At 61.8% G+C, this 15,897-nt stretch carries 13 protein-coding genes and 1 pseudogene; 10 read left to right on the top strand and 4 right to left on the bottom strand.

Annotated features, from left to right (window positions below; genetic code table 11):
• Positions 1-12 precede the first annotated feature (12 nt).
• From HOP03_09455 to HOP03_09415, 9 genes and pseudogenes are all read left to right on the top strand, one after another.
• On the top strand, positions 13-1,356 hold the full coding sequence (locus HOP03_09455) for a dicarboxylate/amino acid:cation symporter (GenBank protein NOT88398.1): 1,344 nt from the start codon (positions 13-15) through the stop codon (positions 1,354-1,356).
• A gap of 273 nt (positions 1,357-1,629) precedes the next feature.
• Positions 1,630-3,948, top strand: coding sequence for an NADP-dependent malic enzyme (locus HOP03_09450; protein ID NOT88397.1), 2,319 nt, complete (start codon positions 1,630-1,632; stop codon positions 3,946-3,948).
• Between the two features lie 5 nt (positions 3,949-3,953).
• Positions 3,954-4,817: a hypothetical protein gene (locus HOP03_09445; protein ID NOT88396.1), complete on the top strand. Its 864-nt coding sequence runs from the start codon at positions 3,954-3,956 to the stop codon at positions 4,815-4,817.
• 296 nt (positions 4,818-5,113) lie between these two features.
• On the top strand, positions 5,114-7,804 hold the full coding sequence (aceE, locus tag HOP03_09440; GenBank protein NOT88395.1) for a pyruvate dehydrogenase (acetyl-transferring), homodimeric type: 2,691 nt from the start codon (positions 5,114-5,116) through the stop codon (positions 7,802-7,804).
• A gap of 18 nt (positions 7,805-7,822) precedes the next feature.
• The gene (locus tag HOP03_09435) at positions 7,823-8,602 is read left to right on the top strand and encodes a hypothetical protein (GenBank protein ID NOT88394.1); all 780 of its coding nucleotides are present in this window, start codon (positions 7,823-7,825) and stop codon (positions 8,600-8,602) included.
• Complete coding sequence (locus HOP03_09430) at positions 8,599-9,462, top strand: thymidylate synthase (protein NOT88393.1); 864 nt, start codon at positions 8,599-8,601, stop codon at positions 9,460-9,462. Before HOP03_09435 ends, HOP03_09430 begins: the two co-directional genes overlap by 4 nt.
• Positions 9,463-9,929: 467 nt before the next feature.
• Positions 9,930-10,396 (top strand): annotated as a pseudogene (locus tag HOP03_09425) (transposase).
• Positions 10,397-10,730: 334 nt separating this feature from the next.
• Positions 10,731-11,207, top strand: coding sequence for a transposase (locus HOP03_09420; protein NOT88392.1), 477 nt, complete (start codon positions 10,731-10,733; stop codon positions 11,205-11,207).
• 312 nt (positions 11,208-11,519) lie between these two features.
• Positions 11,520-11,822: a GIY-YIG nuclease family protein gene (locus tag HOP03_09415; GenBank protein ID NOT88391.1), complete on the top strand. Its 303-nt coding sequence runs from the start codon at positions 11,520-11,522 to the stop codon at positions 11,820-11,822.
• A 223-nt stretch (positions 11,823-12,045) separates the two neighbouring features.
• On the opposite strand, the gene HOP03_09410 is transcribed toward HOP03_09415, so the two are convergent.
• Positions 12,046-12,684, bottom strand: a complete 639-nt coding sequence (locus tag HOP03_09410; protein ID NOT88390.1) for a hypothetical protein — start codon at positions 12,682-12,684, stop codon at positions 12,046-12,048.
• Positions 12,685-13,072: 388 nt separating this feature from the next.
• Here HOP03_09410 and HOP03_09405 point away from each other — a divergent pair, with 388 nt between their 5' ends.
• A complete protein-coding gene (locus tag HOP03_09405; GenBank protein ID NOT88389.1) occupies positions 13,073-13,492 on the top strand; it encodes a hypothetical protein in 420 nt (139 codons plus the stop codon).
• A 79-nt stretch (positions 13,493-13,571) separates the two neighbouring features.
• Here the strand turns inward: HOP03_09405 and HOP03_09400 are convergent, their stop codons facing one another.
• The 3 genes from HOP03_09400 to HOP03_09390 all read right to left on the bottom strand — a co-directional run bounded on the left by HOP03_09400 (position 13,572) and on the right by HOP03_09390 (position 15,587).
• Entirely contained in the window at positions 13,572-13,790 is a 219-nt protein-coding gene (locus tag HOP03_09400; protein ID NOT88388.1) for a hypothetical protein, read from the bottom strand.
• A gap of 196 nt (positions 13,791-13,986) precedes the next feature.
• Positions 13,987-14,286 (bottom strand): collagen-like protein, encoded by a 300-nt coding sequence (locus HOP03_09395; protein ID NOT88387.1) that lies wholly within the window; start codon positions 14,284-14,286, stop codon positions 13,987-13,989.
• 338 nt (positions 14,287-14,624) lie between these two features.
• Positions 14,625-15,587, bottom strand: coding sequence for a catalase (locus HOP03_09390; GenBank protein ID NOT88386.1), 963 nt, complete (start codon positions 15,585-15,587; stop codon positions 14,625-14,627).
• Between the last annotated feature and the right edge of the window lie 310 nt (positions 15,588-15,897).

Below are 15,897 nucleotides of genomic sequence, written 5' to 3'. Positions count from 1 at the left end.
CCGGACCTGCACATGACCCGTTCGCCTTCCCGCGCATCGCGCCTTTACCTCTGGGTGCTGGTCGCGATCGTCGCGGGTGGCCTGATCGGCCACTTCGCGCCCGCGACCGGCGTCGCCTTGAAACCGCTGGGCGATGGCTTCATCGGACTGGTGAAGATGCTGATCGCACCGATCATCTTCCTCACCGTGGTCGCCGGCATTTCCGGGGTGGCCGACGTCAAGAAGGTCGGCCGCGTCGGCGCCAAGGCGATCCTGTATTTCGAAGTGGTGTCGACCTTCGCGCTGGGGATCGGCCTGCTGGTGGTGAATCTGTGGCGCCCGGGCGACGGTTTCGATGTCGATCCCGCCACGCTCGACGCCACAGCGGTCGCGCAGTACGCCGAGAAGGCGCACGAGCAGACCACCGTCGGTTTTTTCCTGCACATCATTCCGAAGACCTTCACCGACGCCTTCACCGGCGACGGCGATCTGCTGCAGGTGCTGCTGCTCGCCTGCCTGTTCGGCTTTGCGCTGAGCGCCCTGGGCGAACGCGCGAAACCGCTGAATACCGTGCTCGACACGCTGTCGCAGGTGTTCTTCCGGATGATGGCGATGGTGATGCGGCTGGCGCCGATCGGCGCGGGCGGCGCGATGGCGTTCACCATCGGCAAGTACGGCGTGGACAGCCTCGGCCCGCTGCTGAAACTGATGGGCGGCTTCTATGCGACCTGCGCGATCTTCGTGCTGGTGGTCCTGGGCGTCGTGGCGCGCATCACCGGTTTCTCGATCCTCCAGTTCCTGCGCTACATCCGCGACGAACTGCTGCTGGTGCTGGGCACGTCCTCGTCCGAGTCCGCGCTGGTGCCGCTGATGCAGAAACTCGAGCGTCTGGGCTGCCCGAAATCGGTCGTCGGGCTGGTGGTGCCCAGCGGCTATTCGTTCAACCTCGACGGCACCAACATCTACCTGACGATGGCCGCGATGTTCATCGCGCAGGCCATGGATATCGAGCTCACGCTGACCCAGCAGCTGACCCTGCTGCTGGTCGCGATGCTGACCTCCAAGGGCGCCTCCGGCGTCACCGGCGCGGGCTTCATCACCCTCGCCGCAACGCTCGCGGTGGTGCCGTCGGTGCCGGTCGCGGGGTTGGCGCTGATCCTCGGCATCGACCGTTTCATGAGCGAGGCGCGCGCGATCACCAACCTCATCGGCAACGGCGTCGCCACGCTCGCGGTCTCGCGCTGGGAAGGCGAGCTGGACCTGGACCGGCTGCGCGCCGAGCTGGCGGCCGGGCCGGGCGGGCCGATCGAACCGGCCGCCACACCGGCGATTACCTTCCATACGCCGGCGCAGCGCGACCTCGACGATCCGGACTGAGACCGATCCGTTGGCAGGGTGTTGAAAAACGCACTTCGTGCGCGTTTGACTCGCCGCATCCGTGCGGCTCGCCCCTTCGGGGTCAGCTTCGCTGTTCGCGCCGGCTCCTGCCGGCGCAGTCAATCGCAAGTCCGGCACATGTCCGGACCTGCTCACGACGAAACAATCGCTTGCGCGCTTGTTTCGTCGTGGCGGCCATCCATGGCTGCCCTAACAGGCTGTTTTTCAACAGCCTGTTAGAATGCAGCCCCGGCCCATGGATAGCGTGTCGCGATGTCCGACAACAACGATCTGAAGCAATCCGCCCTCGACTATCACCGTCAGGACCCGCCGGGAAAGATCAAGGTCGTGCCGACCAAACCGCTGGTGACCCAGCGCGATCTCGCGCTCGCCTACTCGCCCGGCGTGGCCTACGCCTGCGAAGCCATCGTCGCCGATCCCAACGCCGCCAGCGAAATGACCGCGCGCGGCAATCTGGTCGCGGTGATCACCAACGGCACCGCGGTGCTCGGGCTCGGCGACATCGGCCCGCTCGCCGGCAAACCGGTGATGGAAGGCAAGGGCGTGCTGTTCCAGAAGTTCGCCGGCATCGACGTGTTCGACATCGAAGTGGACGAACGCGATCCCGACAAACTGGTCGACATCATCGCTTCGCTCGAACCCACGTTCGGCGGCATCAATCTCGAAGACATCAAGGCGCCCGAGTGCTTCATCGTCGAGCGCAAATTGCGCGAGCGCATGAACATCCCGGTGTTCCACGACGACCAGCACGGCACCGCGATCATCGTCGGCGCGGCCGTGCTCAACGCGCTGGAAGTCGTCGGCAAGAAGATCGGCGACGTGAAGCTGGCCACCTCCGGCGCGGGCGCGGCGGGCATCGCCTGTCTCGACATGCTGGTGGCGCTGGGCATGAAGCCTGAGAACATCCTCGCGGTGGATCGCGACGGCGTGCTCTACACCGGCCGCGCCCATCTCGACCCCGACAAGGCGCGTTACGCGCGCGACACCGACAAGCGCACGCTGGCCGAAATTGTCACCGGCGCCGATGTGTTCCTGGGCCTGTCCGCTGCGGGCGTGCTCAAGGCGGAGATGGTCGCGACCATGGCCGACAAGCCGGTGATCCTGGCGCTGGCCAATCCGAATCCGGAAATCCTGCCCGAGGACGCGAAGCGCGTCCGGCCCGACTGCATCATCGCCACCGGCCGTTCGGACTACCCGAACCAGGTCAACAACGCCCTGTGTTTCCCGTACATCTTCCGCGGCGCGCTGGACGTGGGCGCGACCGAGATCAACGAAGCGATGAAGCTCGCCTGCGTGCGCGCCATCGCCCAGCTCGCGCGCATGGAGGCCTCCGACCTCGGCGGCGCCTATGGCGGCGAAGTGCCGCGCTTCGGCGCCGACTACATCATTCCGCGCCCGTTCGACCCGCGCCTGCTCACGGTGCTGGCGCCTGCGGTGGCGCAGGCGGCGATGGACTCGGGCATCGCCCTGCGGCCGATGCTCAACATGGCCGCGTACACCGAAAAACTCGCACAGTTCATCTACCGCACCGGCCTGTTGATGAAGCCGGTCTACGACCGCGCGCGCAACGACCGCAAACGCGTGGTCTACGCCGAGGGCGAAGAGGAAACCGTATTGCTCGCGGTGCAGACCGTGGTCGACGAACAGCTGGCGCGCCCGATCCTGATCGGTCGCCCCGACGTGATCGACACCCGCATCCAGCGCCTCGGCCTGCGGATGAAGGTCGGCGTCGATTTCGACCTCACCAACATCAACGACGACCCGCGCTTCAACGAATACTGGCAGCAGTACCACGCGCTGACCGAACGTCGCGGCGTGACCCCGGCGGCGGCGAAGAACCTGCTGCGCTCGCGTCCGGCGCTGATCGCCTCGCTGATGGTCGAGCGCGGCGAAGCCGACGCGATGATCTGCGGCCTGGTCGGCCGTTTCCACAAGAAACTCGGCTACCTGCTCAGCGTCTTCAACTTCGATCGCGGCGTCAGCGGCACTGCCGCGATGACCGGCGTCATCAACGACCATGGCGTGTGGTTCTTCCTCGACACCCACGTGCAGGTGGACCCCAGCGCCGAGCAGATCGCCGAAGCCACGCTGCAGGCCACCTACCGCCTGAAACTGTTCGGCATCGAACCCCGGGTCGCGCTGCTGTCGCACTCCAACTACGGCAGCCACGAAAACCCCAGCGCCGCGAAGATGCGCCGCGCCTACAAGCTGATCCGCGCGCGCGCGCCGAAGCTCCAGGTGGACGGCGAAATGCAGGGCGACACCGCCTGGGACGAAGGCCTGCGCAAGCGCATGTTCCCCAACACCACCCTGCACGGCCGTCCCAACCTGTTCGTGCTGCCGAATCTCGACGCCGCCAACATCACCTACAACATGGTCCGGGTGATGACCGACGGCGTCGCCATCGGCCCGATCCTGATGGGCCTCGACCAGTCCGCGCACATCCTCACACCCGCCTCCAGCCCGCGCCGCGTGGTCAACATGACCGCGATCGCGGCGGTGGATGCGCAGATCCGCCAGCAGCAGCGCGAAGCCGAAGCCGTCCATCGCAAGGCACTGCGGGGGGATTGAGCGCCTTGGATAAGCATCGGGATATCCGCGTCCCGGTCGCGCGCGACCGTTTCGTCGTGCTGCACTATCACATCTTCAAGAACGGCGGAAGCACGATCGATTACGCGCTGCGCCGGAGTTTCGGAGATGCGTTCGTGGATTTCCACGGTGGGCACGACGACGCGAGATTGTGCGCGCAGGACATCGTGGAGCTGGTTCAAGCGGATGCATCCATTTCCGCGCTGTCCAGCCATCACACCCGATATCCCAAGCCCCGCGCGCACGGCCTGGTGTTCTTCGACATCTGCTTCGTGCGCCATCCGCTGAGCCGCATCCGCTCGCTGTACCACTACGGCCGCATGCTGGATCCCGGGAACTGGCTTGCGCAACTCGCCCTCGCACAGGACGAGGGCGGGTTTGTCTCGCATCTCCTCCAGCACGTGCCGCACATGCTGACCGATGTGCAGATCAACTATATCGTCAATGGCGGCGCATTCGCCCGGGCCGCTGGCCCGCAGGATCTCCGCACCGCCTTGGCGATCCTGGAAGACATGTCGGTCCCCGGCGTGGTGGAATTGTTCGACGAAAGCCTCACCGCCGCGGAATTCTTCCTTGGCCCGTGCTTTCCGCGCATCGATCTCGCTTATCTGGCGCATAACGTCTCCTCGCCCGACGGCCACAGCCCTTCCGGCCGCGAAGATACCCTTGATGCCTGCCGCACCGCGTGGGGCAACGAGACCTTCGATGCGGTGCTCGCACTGAACACCTGGGATCTGCGCCTGTACGAATCTGCGCGTCATGAAGTGCTGCGCCGTCTTCACATGTTGCCGGCCCACGAGCTGCGGCTGGCCACATTCCGCGAGCGTTGTCGCGCACTGTCGCAGAGCTGATCGAAAAGCACCGCACCGCCTTCGCGGAAAGTCGATGCAGCCCCCGGTTCTCAAGAAACCGGCACCGGAATCATTGGATTGCGTGTGAGGCGACCCCGTCGGGAACGGGCGTCGGATCGTCGATGGACAATCATCAACGCCTGCCGTTTCCACCCACGAAATCGAATTCTTCCCCCACACCCCACACCACACCCCGCCGTACGGGGCAGCCCCCGCACCCGCTGCTAGAATCGGGGCTCTAAAAAACCGACGACACCCACTGGACGCGGCCCCCGGCCGCTGCGGAGCCCAAAGGCATGAGCTGGCTGAAAGAATTGCTGCAGAACGACCCCGATCCCACCGAGACCCGCGAGTGGGTCGAGTCGCTGAAGGCGGTGATCGATGCCGACGGCCCCGGCCGCGCGCACCAGCTGCTGGAGGGCATGGTCGAACTGACCCGCCGCGCCGGCGCGCATCTGCCGTTCGCGCCCACCACCGAATACATCAACACCATTCCCTCGCACCTGGAGCCGCGCATGACCGGCGACCAGCACATGGAATGGCGGATCCGCTCGATCATCCGCTGGAACGCGATGGCCATGGTGGTCCGCGCCAACCGCAAGCCCGGCGATCTCGGCGGCCACATCGCGTCGTTTGCGTCGTCGGCCACGCTGTACGACGTGGGCTTCAACCATTTCTGGCGCGCGCCCAGCGACGCCCACCCCGGCGACCTGATCTGCGTCCAGGGCCACAGCTCGCCCGGCGTCTACGCCCGCGCCTTCCTCGAAGGCCGCTTCAGCGAATCCCAGCTCGACAACTTCCGCATGGAAGTCGACGGTCGCGGCGTGAGCAGCTATCCGCATCCGTGGCTGATGCCGGATTTCTGGCAGTTCCCCACCGTGTCGATGGGCCTCGGCCCGATCAGCGCCATCTACCAGGCGCGCAACTGGAAATACCTCGAAGGCCGCGGCCTGATGCCGAAGACCGACCGCAAGGTCTGGGCCTTCCTCGGCGACGGCGAATGCGACGAACCCGAAAGCCTCGGCGCGATCTCGGTCGCCGGCCGCGAAGGCCTGGACAACCTGGTCTTCGTCATCAACTGCAACCTGCAGCGCCTCGATGGCCCGGTGCGCGGCAACGGCAAGATCATCCAGGAACTGGAAGGCCAGTTCCGCGGCGCCGGCTGGAACGTGGTGAAGACCGTCTGGGGCAGCTACTGGGATCCGCTGCTGGCCAAGGACACCACCGGCCAGCTCAAGCGGCTGATGATGGAAACCGTCGACGGCGAATACCAGAACTACAAGGCCTTCGGCGGCGCCTACACGCGCGAGCATTTCTTCGGCAAATATCCCGAGACCGCCGCCCTCGTCGCCAACATGAGCGACGACGACATCTACCGCCTCAACCGCGGCGGCCACGACCCGCACAAGGTCTTCGCCGCTTACCAGAACGCGGTCGATACCAAGGGCATGCCCACCGTGATCCTCGCCAAGACGGTGAAGGGCTACGGCATGGGCGCCTCCGGCGAATCGCTCAACCCCACGCACCAGACCAAGAAGCTCGACGACGACGCCGTGCGCGCGTTCCGCGACCGCTTCAAGATTCCGGTCGGCGACGACCAGCTGAAGGACGGCGCGGTGCCGTTCTATCACCCCGGCGCGAAATCGCCGGAAATCGAATACATGCTGGAGCGCCGCCGCACGCTGGGCGGCTCGCTGCCGCAGCGTCGTCGCAAGAGCACGCAGACCCTGGAAGCGCCGAAGCTCGAAGTGTTCGACCGCCTGCTGAAGAGCAGCGGCGACCGCGAGATCAGCACCACCATGGCCTTCGTGCAGGCGCTGAACGTGATCCTGCGCGACAAACAGGTCGGCCCGCGCTGCGTGCCGATCGTCGCCGACGAAGCCCGCACCTTCGGCATGGAAGGCCTGTTCCGCCAGCTCGGCATCTACGCGCCGGAAGGCCAGAAGTACAAGCCGGTCGATCGCGACCAGCTGATGTACTACCGCGAAGACGCCGCCGGCCAGGTGCTGGAAGAAGGCATCACCGAATGCGGCGCGTTCTCGTCGTGGATGGCCGCCGCCACCAGCTACAGCACCAACGATCTGCCGATGCTGCCGTTCTACATCTTCTATTCGATGTTCGGCTTCCAGCGCATCGGCGACCTGGCCTGGGCGGCCGGCGACATGCGCGCGCGCGGCTTCCTGCTGGGCGCCACCGCCGGCCGCACCACGCTCAACGGCGAAGGCCTGCAGCACGAAGACGGCCACTCGCATCTGCTGGCGGGCGCGATCCCGAACTGCAAATCCTACGACCCTACCTTCGGCTTCGAAGTCGCGGTGATCCTGCAGCACGGCATGCACCGCATGCTGGAACTGCAGCAGGACGAGTACTACTACCTCACCCTGATGAACGAGAACTACGCCCACCCGGACATGCCCGAAGGCGCCGCCGACGGCATCATCAAGGGCATGTACCTGCTGAAGGACGCCGGCAAACCGAAGAAAGGCGAGCTGCGCGTGCAACTGCTGGGCAGCGGCACGATCCTGCGCGAAGCCATCGCCGCCGCCGATCTGCTGGACAAGGATTTCGGCGTGACCTCAGACCTCTGGTCCTGTCCCAGCTTCACCGAACTGCGTCGCGACGGGTTCGATGTGGAACGCTGGAACCGCTTGAATCCCGAAGCGAAGGCGCCGCGCAAGGCGTACGTCACCGAGCTGCTGGAAGCGCGTCAGGGACCGGCGGTCGCCGCGACCGACTATGTGCGGGCGTTCGCCGATCAGATCCGGGCGTTCGTGCCGATGCGGTATACGGTGCTGGGGACGGATGGGTTTGGGCGTTCTGACACTCGCGCCAATTTGAGGCGGCATTTCGAGGTGGATCGGTATTACATCGCGCATGCGGCGATTGATGCGCTGGCGAAGGAAGGGAAGATGACAGGGAAGGATGTTTCTCGGGCGATCAAGCTTTATAAGATTGATGTGGAGAAGGGGAATCCGGTGGGAATCTGATCAACAGAGGCGCTTACTATGATTCATCCAAAAATCGAAGATGGCAAAGCTTTATTCCCTAAAGTCAACGATGACGGAAGCAGGAAGGTCGGCCAAATACTTCATATTGGTAAAATCATTAACCACAAGGGCGAATGCGTAGACTCTCTAACTCTTGAGCCGCAAGGTATCGCCCACCTCATCTCAGCAGAATGCGTCCATCTTCCTGACGAGGTATGCGGCTTGGCGCATGTGCTAACCAGAGTTTGCAACGATGGTCTCCTAACGCTAAACATTGGCGTCGTTGACCCTGGCTGGAAGAACAATCTCTCGACACCAGTTCTCAACTTCAGCTCAGAGAGACGGCTCCTACAAGTGGGACAGCCGTTCATTCGGCTCTCCTTTCATCAGATTCAGAACGCACATGACATCGAAAGCAAAAGGTACATCAATAGCCCACCTCAAGATTACGTGCGCGAAATAAGAGCTAGAGCAGCAGGGAGTTTTGGCAAGAGCTTCTTGAATATTAAGCAATTGGTCGGAAAGGCCTCCAAGAAAGAGAATGCTCGCTTCAAAGAAACCATGCTCAAATACCTTCCGATCGGTGCGTTTTCACTCGCATTCTTCGCTCTAATGGTCACGATAGGCATTGCTACCATCGCTCGCCTTTCGAGCAACGGCACACAGGCAGAAGCAATTAAGCGCCTAGAGGAAAAAGTGAATGATTTGGAGCGTCAAAAGCGGGCGATCTCACCAGCTGAGACGGTATTGCCTCAAGCTCAGGCCAAGAAAAAACCCGGAATGGGAGAACAGCAATGAATTATATAATCGCTAACTCTGCCAACGAGATGCAAATTTCCCTTTGCCAACAACTTCTTGAGAGCGGCACCGAGGCCAGTCCGAGAGGATTGGAAACGCGAGAAGTTCTTGGCTTTGCTTTTGAAATAAAAAACCCCAGAAATCGCCTGACATCACTTAAAGCCCGCAAATGGAGTCCATCACTCGCAGCCGCCGAACTTGCTTGGCATTTGAGAGGAGATACCGACGTTGAGGCGCTTGCATTCTATACCCCACGCTGGAGGGATTTCGCCGATACCGACGGCCAAGTCAGGGGCAGCTGTTATGGAGCAAGGATTTTTGAGCCCTTAGCAGGCAAGGGCTCTCAATGGAACAACGTGAGAAATCTGCTGAACTCAGATCACCAATCAAGAAGAGCTGTTCTCAACTTCAGAATTGAAGAGGATGTGTCGCGCCCTACTAAAGATTTGTCTTGTACCAATACCCTCCAGTTTATAATTAGAGACAGAAAGCTGCATGCTTTTACAAACATGCGAAGCAATGATGCAATCTGGGGTGTTCCTTATGATGTATTCTTGTTTACAATCCTGCAGGAAATGATGGCATTGGAGTTAGGTACGGAGCTAGGAAGTTATCATCATTACGCATCTTCAATGCATGTCTACAAGCGGCACTATGAATTAGCCATACGGGTGGCTAGTGCGGCTGCTTATGATACTGGCGAGATGCCTGCAATGACCAGTACTGATGGCTTATATGCCATGGCAAATGAAGAGTCATCTCTCCGTTTAACTGGCAAGCGCTCACGCAAACCACTGGGTGCGTTTGAGGAATACTGCTTGGATTTGCTAGGCAAGCACGAGAACCTCTCGGCGGCGTGATTCCATGACGCAGATAATCAACCACCTGATTGCAATGATCGGCCTTCTGGCGTTGCTCCATGTAGGCTCTATCACTCTTTGGCGAAGCATGAAGCAAGCGATAAAGCCCACTCCTAAAGAGTTTGTGCTGCGGTCTACTGTTCTGACAGTGGTAGCTGGCGGAACAGCTTGCATAATAATGCTAATTGCGGCTTGTTCGATCTGGAAAATCACAAGCGCGTGCTTATCTTAAGCACAACGCATAAGCTGGACTCGTAGGAAAACAGGGGTCAGAGTAGCGAGTAGCCCCGGGTAAGGCCGAAGGCCGCACCCGGGGCTTTTGAACTTGAACCGCTGCGGATAAACTGCCACTTGCATTCTCCCGGGTGCGCGCCGTGCGCTTACCCGGGCTACGGGTCGGGGAATTCTGACGGGGAAATCGGGATTGCCTGATGGGCGCGGTGCGAGGGCTTGGCTATGTTGGCGGCATGGTCAACTATCGGCGCAATCGAACGCAAGACGGCACTTACTTCTTTACGGTGACGCTGCAGAATCGACGTTCTGCTTTGCTTGTGCATCGAATCGATGCTCTATTTTCGGCTTGGCGCCGCGCGCGTCGCCGGGTGCCTCATCGAATCGTGGCATTCGTCGTAATGCCGGATCATTTACATGCTGTGGTCACGATGAAAGACGGCCGCGATGACTATTCGCGCCTCATCCAAGACATCAAGAAAGGATTGTCTCCTGCGGAAGAGGGACCGATTCACCATGGCAGGCGCGATTCTGGGAGCATACGATTCGTGATGAACGCGATCTGCGCAACCATATCGATTACACCCACATCAATCCGGTCAAACACGGAAAAACTGCTCGGGCAGCAGACTGGCCGCATTCATCATTTCATCATTTCGTCCGTGCTGGCATATTGAATGCGGACTGGGGCCATGCCGATTAGCGAGTAGCCCGGGTAAGGCCACAGGCCGCACCCGGGGTTTTTGACTCGAACCGCTGCGGATGACTGACCACTTACGTTCTCCCGGGTGCGCGCTGTGCGCTTACCCGGGCTACGCGTGTCGAGAAATTCTGATGGAGAGCAAGTAGCGAGTAGCCCGGGTAAGGCCGAAGGCCGCACCCGGGGCTTTTGAACTTGAACCGCTACGGATAACCGCCCACTTGCGTTCTCCCGGGTGCGCGCTGTGCGCTTACCCGGGCTACGGGTCGGGGAATTCTGACGGGGAAATCGGGATTGCCTGATGGGCGCGGTGCGAGGGCTTGGCTATGTTGGCGGCATGGTCAACTATCGGCGCAATCGAACGCAAGACGGCACTTACTTCTTTACGGTGACGCTGCGGAATCGACGTTCTACTTTGCTTGTACATCGAATCGATGCACTATTCGCAGCGTGGCGCCGCGCACGTCGCCGAGTGCCTCATCGAATCGTCGCATTCGTCGTAATGCCGGATCATTTGCATGCGGTGGTCACGATGAAGGATGGCCGCGATGACTATTCGCGCCTCATCCAAGACATCAAGAAAGGATTTACACGACGAGTCTCCTGCGGAAGAGCGACCGATTCACCATGGCAGGCGCGATTCTGGGAGCATACAGTTCGTGACGAACGCGATCTGCGCAACCATATCGATTACACCCATATCAATCCGGTCAAACACGGAAAAACTGCTCGGGCAGCAGACTGGCCGCATTCCTCATTTCATCGTTTCGTCCGTGCTGGCATATTGACTGCGGACTGGGGCCATGCCGATTAGCCTGTGTAAGACCGCAGCAAGTAGCAAGTAGCCCGGGTAAGGCCGCAGCAAGTAGGGTGGAGTAAGCGCAGCGCAACTCCACCATGGCATCAAGGAAACGATAATTCCCCATGCCCAAGAAGACGCTTCCCCGCTTGACGCACACCGTACGTGTCTTCTCACAATGGTGGAGTTGCGCTGCGCTTACTCCACCCTACTTGGCTACACGATCGCGAGTTGCCCAATCTCGTACAGACGGGATGTGGTTTGCGGACTGAGAGGTCTTGCGCTCCAATAGGCCACTGGTGGCGCACGTGGGCGGCTCGAGAATCGATGGAAACGTGGGTCTACTTTTTGCTGTGCGAGAACGATGTGCTGTACACGGGCACCGCGATCGATCCGTTGAGCAGGTTCAAGGATCACTGCGCGGGACGTGGGGCGCGGTTTACGAGAATGCGGAAGCCCGTTCGATTGGTCGGCGCATTCGCTTTCGAGACCCGAGGCGAGGCGCTGTCGAACGAGTATCGGTTCAAACGCCTGCCCGTCCTCGAAAAGCGCCGGCTCGCTGCGATGGCGTCCGAGGATCCAGCCTGGCTCGCGTATCTGATGCAGCGCGCATCGATTGAAGGCCAGTGAAGACATTCGCAGGGTGGCGGTGAGCGAGCGAACCCCACCTGCAACGAACATGCACACGTCTCAACTGCGGCAAGCGCACCGGAGAAGCAATCCCGTCCGCTCAAGCGCCATCGCAACCTGGGCACTCGAATGGTGGGGTTCGCTGCGCTCACCACCACTCTACGGGACCCGTCTTCAGGTCTGCAAACAGACATGCCGCGCCCGCGATGGCAGGAGCCGCCGATCAGTCGATGTACGGATTACCGGATATGTCGACGATTTCCTGCTCGCTCATCGTGGAGATGATGCAGGCGAGCACACCGAGGGTGATCAGGTAGACCGACGCGATGGCGAGGTCGGCGGCGCGCGATGGCCAGACCGGGGCCAGCGCTTGCGCCAGCAGGACACCCGGCAGGAAGCAGGTGAATGCGGCCAGGAAGCTGCCGACGATCAGCGCGCCTCCACGCATCAGCGCACTGCGCGCCCAATACAATCGTGGATCCGACGAGGCGCGGGCTTCCCGCAGGAGCAGACCGCCGCGCACGGCGACCAGCAGGACCACGCCCAGCAGCGACCGTGCGTCCGGCCACGGACCGTTGGCGAAGCCGCCGGCCCCGGCGTAGGCGGCGAGGATGAAGATGGCGAGGAAACACAGCAGGCCGAACATCTTCGCGACGTCGGCAAGATGCCTGCGCAGGCCGCGCTGCGGGTAGAAGTACCAGGACAGCGCCACCGTCGCCAGCAGTTCGGCCAGCACCGCCAGCAGCAGGGTGGGCAGGCTGAGCCAGCCGACGGCGATCAGCGCGAGCGCGATGGCCAGCTCGATCAGCTCGTCGCGCACCGTCGCCGGCTTGACCTTGTGCCACTCGATGCGCGAAGCCATGGTGAGCGCTCATGATGTAAGCGTTGTTGCAGTTTGCGCCGCGTCGGCGGCAGCGGACAAGCGTTGGAAGTGTACGATGCCCAACCGGAGCTGGAAGGCGGCGCCGAGCCGCTTTACGATCCAGCCGGAGGGGCGGATGTCACCGGGTCAAAGAAACTCCGATGACGGAATTCCCGCCCTCACTACGCTGTCCATCTTGGGAGACGAAATGAAAGTTCAAACCAGGCGCTTGCTCGCTGTCCTCGCGTTCGCATCCGTGTGTTCCACCGCACTGGCCGATCCACCCGCGACCAGAGTCATTCCCGGTTCCGTGACCCCGTTGCGCGAGGATGTCCGCAGGGCACTTGTGCCCCCTGCACCGACAGGGCCCTGTCGGGCGGAGTTGAGCGTGGACCGGTTTGAAGTGTCCCGCAGTGGCGATGGCGCGACCTACAACGTCAATGTCACGATCTCGAATATCGGTACCGAGCCGGCCGAGGGCTCACCCACCAGCGCCGGTGGCGTTCTGGGCGTCGCGCTTGAAGTGAAAGACCTCAGACGCGCTCAAAGCTATTTCGGTCAGATGGCCAATATCGATACCATCCACCCGGGAACCAGCCAGACGTTCAGTGGTTCCATTCCTGCGCGTGAAGTCCAAGCCCAATCCACGGAAATCGTGGCGAGAATCGATCGGGGGCCGGACGGTCCACGCTGTGCTTATGATGCCCGCCGCAACAATGACGGCCTGGGCATCTCCGTATCGACCATGAGAGCCTGGCTTACCGCAGGCAATACAAGCTACGTGCGTACGGCGCCCTGGGCCCGTTAAGTCCTAAGATGCGTCGATTCTTCTCGACAGGCGGGTCATGCGCCCGCCTGTCGAATGAAACAACGATGCCACAGCCGGTTCACCTCGGCAGCAGTTGGAATTCCAGGACTGCCATCGCTTCCACGAACGAATCCTGCACCACGGGCATGTCCGCGTAGGGCGTGGGATTCGTCAAGCGTTCGCGTGCCAGTCGATCGCGGATTCTTGCTTGCTGGTCCACCGGCAACTCCGAGAGCAGATACGTCAACACGGCATGAAGCGCCGCGACTCTGCCTTTAATATCATCGAAATCATCCATGGCGCCGTCCTCATTGTTGGAGTGGATACGAGCGTGAATCCGCTTGATGCGCCGATCCGATTCCGTGATCGAGCGCGACGGGATCGCTGCAGTGCCGTAGCCCGGATGCGCGCGAAGTGCGTACCCGGGGTAATGAATCTCAGGGCGCTGCGGATTCGTGCTTAACGATTTCCGGTTTGTGGGTGTGCTTGTGTTCTTAGTATCGCTTGTCCGCTGGTGCAGGCTCGCCGGTCGCGCCGGTCGCGCCGGTGTCGCCCTGATTGCCTTGATTTCCCTGATCGCCTTTGTCGCCGATCTGTCCGGGTTCGCCCTGATTGCCGGTGTAGCCTTGATCGCCCTGCACGCCTTGGCTGCCGGTATCGCCGGGAGGACCCGGTGGGCCCGGCACAGGCACGGCGACGGGCGTCGCCGGCACCGTCACCACGGTAGGCTGCTGCTCGCAGGCGGCGACGGAAACGGAAAGCAACAGGATCGATATCTGGATGCGGCGCTTCATGGTGTTGACTCCTCGATATTGGCGCGCGGATGTGGCTGGATACGATGCGACGAAGATCGCTTGCGCGACATCGCAACGGATCACGGTTCGGTTTCGCACAACATAGGCTCACGGCGAACGTTCGTTCTGTGCGATTGCCAACATACGCGGCTGCGCTGAGCTGCCATGCAGCTTCGTGACGGCGTGTGTTCAGAAAGCAGGGTGGAGTAAGCGCAGCGCAACTCCACCATGGAGCCAAGGAAACAACAATTTCCCAAGCCCAAGAAGATGCTTCCCCGCTTGACGTACACCGTACTTGTTTTCTCACAATGGTGGCGTTGCGCTGCGCTTACTCCACCCTATGCGATCTCCGCACGCGCATCGCGCGTGTGCCGGAATTTCGACAAGGCTTTGTAGATCTTGATGCGGGCGCGGTTCAATCCGCCCATGGGCGCGTGCGCGGGCAAGGCGTGGCCGGGGGAAAAGGCCAGCGATTCGGCCAGCGCGTCGCGCTGCGCGCTGCGGAATTTCTGTTTGGGGATGCGCAGCGTCGCGACTTTCACGAACGGCGATGCGGTTTCGTCCCAGCGCGGTGCGGCGTCTTCGATCGGCATGCCGTCCTGGCGCAGTTGCACGCAGAAATCGAAGCTGGCTTCGTGCTTGTCGAGATGGCGCTGCATCGCTTCGCTCAGATAAGACGCGCCCGGCGTTTTCGGCATGGCGCCGTGGTGCTGCGATGTGGGGATCAGCGAATACTTCACAGCGCGGCCCTTGCCGAAGCGGTAGGGCGTGGTGCTCCAATATCGGATGTCCAGCGGCGAGGCCGGGCGGATGCGCAACGCGACGAGACCCAGCAGCGCGCGCGTGTGTCCGCCCAGCACGCATTTGGCGGCGAACAGCAGCGGCGAACTTTCGATGGTGTAGTAGACGGCATCGCGGAACAGCGCGATGGTGCCGAGCGGCATCACCGGCGTGCTCAGCAGCACGAAGTCCTGACCCAGCGGCGTTTCGTCCTTGCGCTTGCCGCCCGGCGCCATCAGCTTGATCGCGAAGCCGCGCGCATCGCCGATGGCGTCCGACTGCGGCTTGCCGCTGGCATTGGAGGTACGGACCCAGCAATCGAAGGTCTGCGCTTGGGCGAACAGTCCGACGCGCAGGTGCTTCGGCAGATCGGCCGCCACTTCGAAGCGACCGCGCAGCAGGCCGGTGGCCTTGGGATGCGCATCGCGCCGGGTCTGGCCGGCATCGTAATCGCGCGCCATCTTGCGGCGCAGGATATCGATCATCTCGGCGGTCATCGCCGCTTCGTCGGGTTCACGCATTTCGAGGGATGTCGGCATAAGCGCAGGCGGCGCGCGCCGTTGCGCGATTCAGCCGCCTTCTCCTGTGTGGGTTCGATGTCACGCATGATCCTACATGCAATGCAGCGACAGGCAGGACATTATGGTCGTTCCGACGCCACGGGCGCTTCCGATCGACACTGATGCATGAACGACCGTGCATTTCGCACAGGATGAAACGCAGCTGACCCAGGTTGCCGCGTTTCATCATCGATTGGCGGAAGCATGTCGATACTCGGCCCTCCCCCATTGCAGGAGAGCCCCATGAATCATGCCCCCATGGATCATGCGA

Source organism: Lysobacter sp., from assembly GCA_013141175.1.
GTDB lineage: Bacteria > Pseudomonadota > Gammaproteobacteria > Xanthomonadales > Xanthomonadaceae > Lysobacter_I.
The sequence above is the reverse complement of the archived record's forward strand: the minus strand, read 5'-3'. Positions and strand labels throughout refer to the sequence as shown.

What these genes read in the sequence shown, in the direction of transcription:
- HOP03_09435 (NOT88394.1), top strand. Translation starts at nt 7,823, where the DNA reads ATGATTCATCCAAAAATCGAAGATGGCAAAGCTTTATTCCCTAAAGTC.
- HOP03_09400 (NOT88388.1), bottom strand. Translation starts at nt 13,790, where the DNA reads ATGGATGATTTCGATGATATTAAAGGCAGAGTCGCGGCGCTTCATGCC.
- aceE (NOT88395.1), top strand. Translation starts at nt 5,114, where the DNA reads ATGAGCTGGCTGAAAGAATTGCTGCAGAACGACCCCGATCCCACCGAG.
- HOP03_09390 (NOT88386.1), bottom strand. Translation starts at nt 15,587, where the DNA reads ATGCGTGAACCCGACGAAGCGGCGATGACCGCCGAGATGATCGATATC.
- HOP03_09455 (NOT88398.1), top strand. Translation starts at nt 13, where the DNA reads ATGACCCGTTCGCCTTCCCGCGCATCGCGCCTTTACCTCTGGGTGCTG.
- HOP03_09415 (NOT88391.1), top strand. Translation starts at nt 11,520, where the DNA reads ATGGAAACGTGGGTCTACTTTTTGCTGTGCGAGAACGATGTGCTGTAC.
- HOP03_09450 (NOT88397.1), top strand. Translation starts at nt 1,630, where the DNA reads ATGTCCGACAACAACGATCTGAAGCAATCCGCCCTCGACTATCACCGT.
- HOP03_09420 (NOT88392.1), top strand. Translation starts at nt 10,731, where the DNA reads ATGGTCAACTATCGGCGCAATCGAACGCAAGACGGCACTTACTTCTTT.
- HOP03_09410 (NOT88390.1), bottom strand. Translation starts at nt 12,684, where the DNA reads ATGGCTTCGCGCATCGAGTGGCACAAGGTCAAGCCGGCGACGGTGCGC.
- HOP03_09395 (NOT88387.1), bottom strand. Translation starts at nt 14,286, where the DNA reads ATGAAGCGCCGCATCCAGATATCGATCCTGTTGCTTTCCGTTTCCGTC.
- HOP03_09430 (NOT88393.1), top strand. Translation starts at nt 8,599, where the DNA reads ATGAATTATATAATCGCTAACTCTGCCAACGAGATGCAAATTTCCCTT.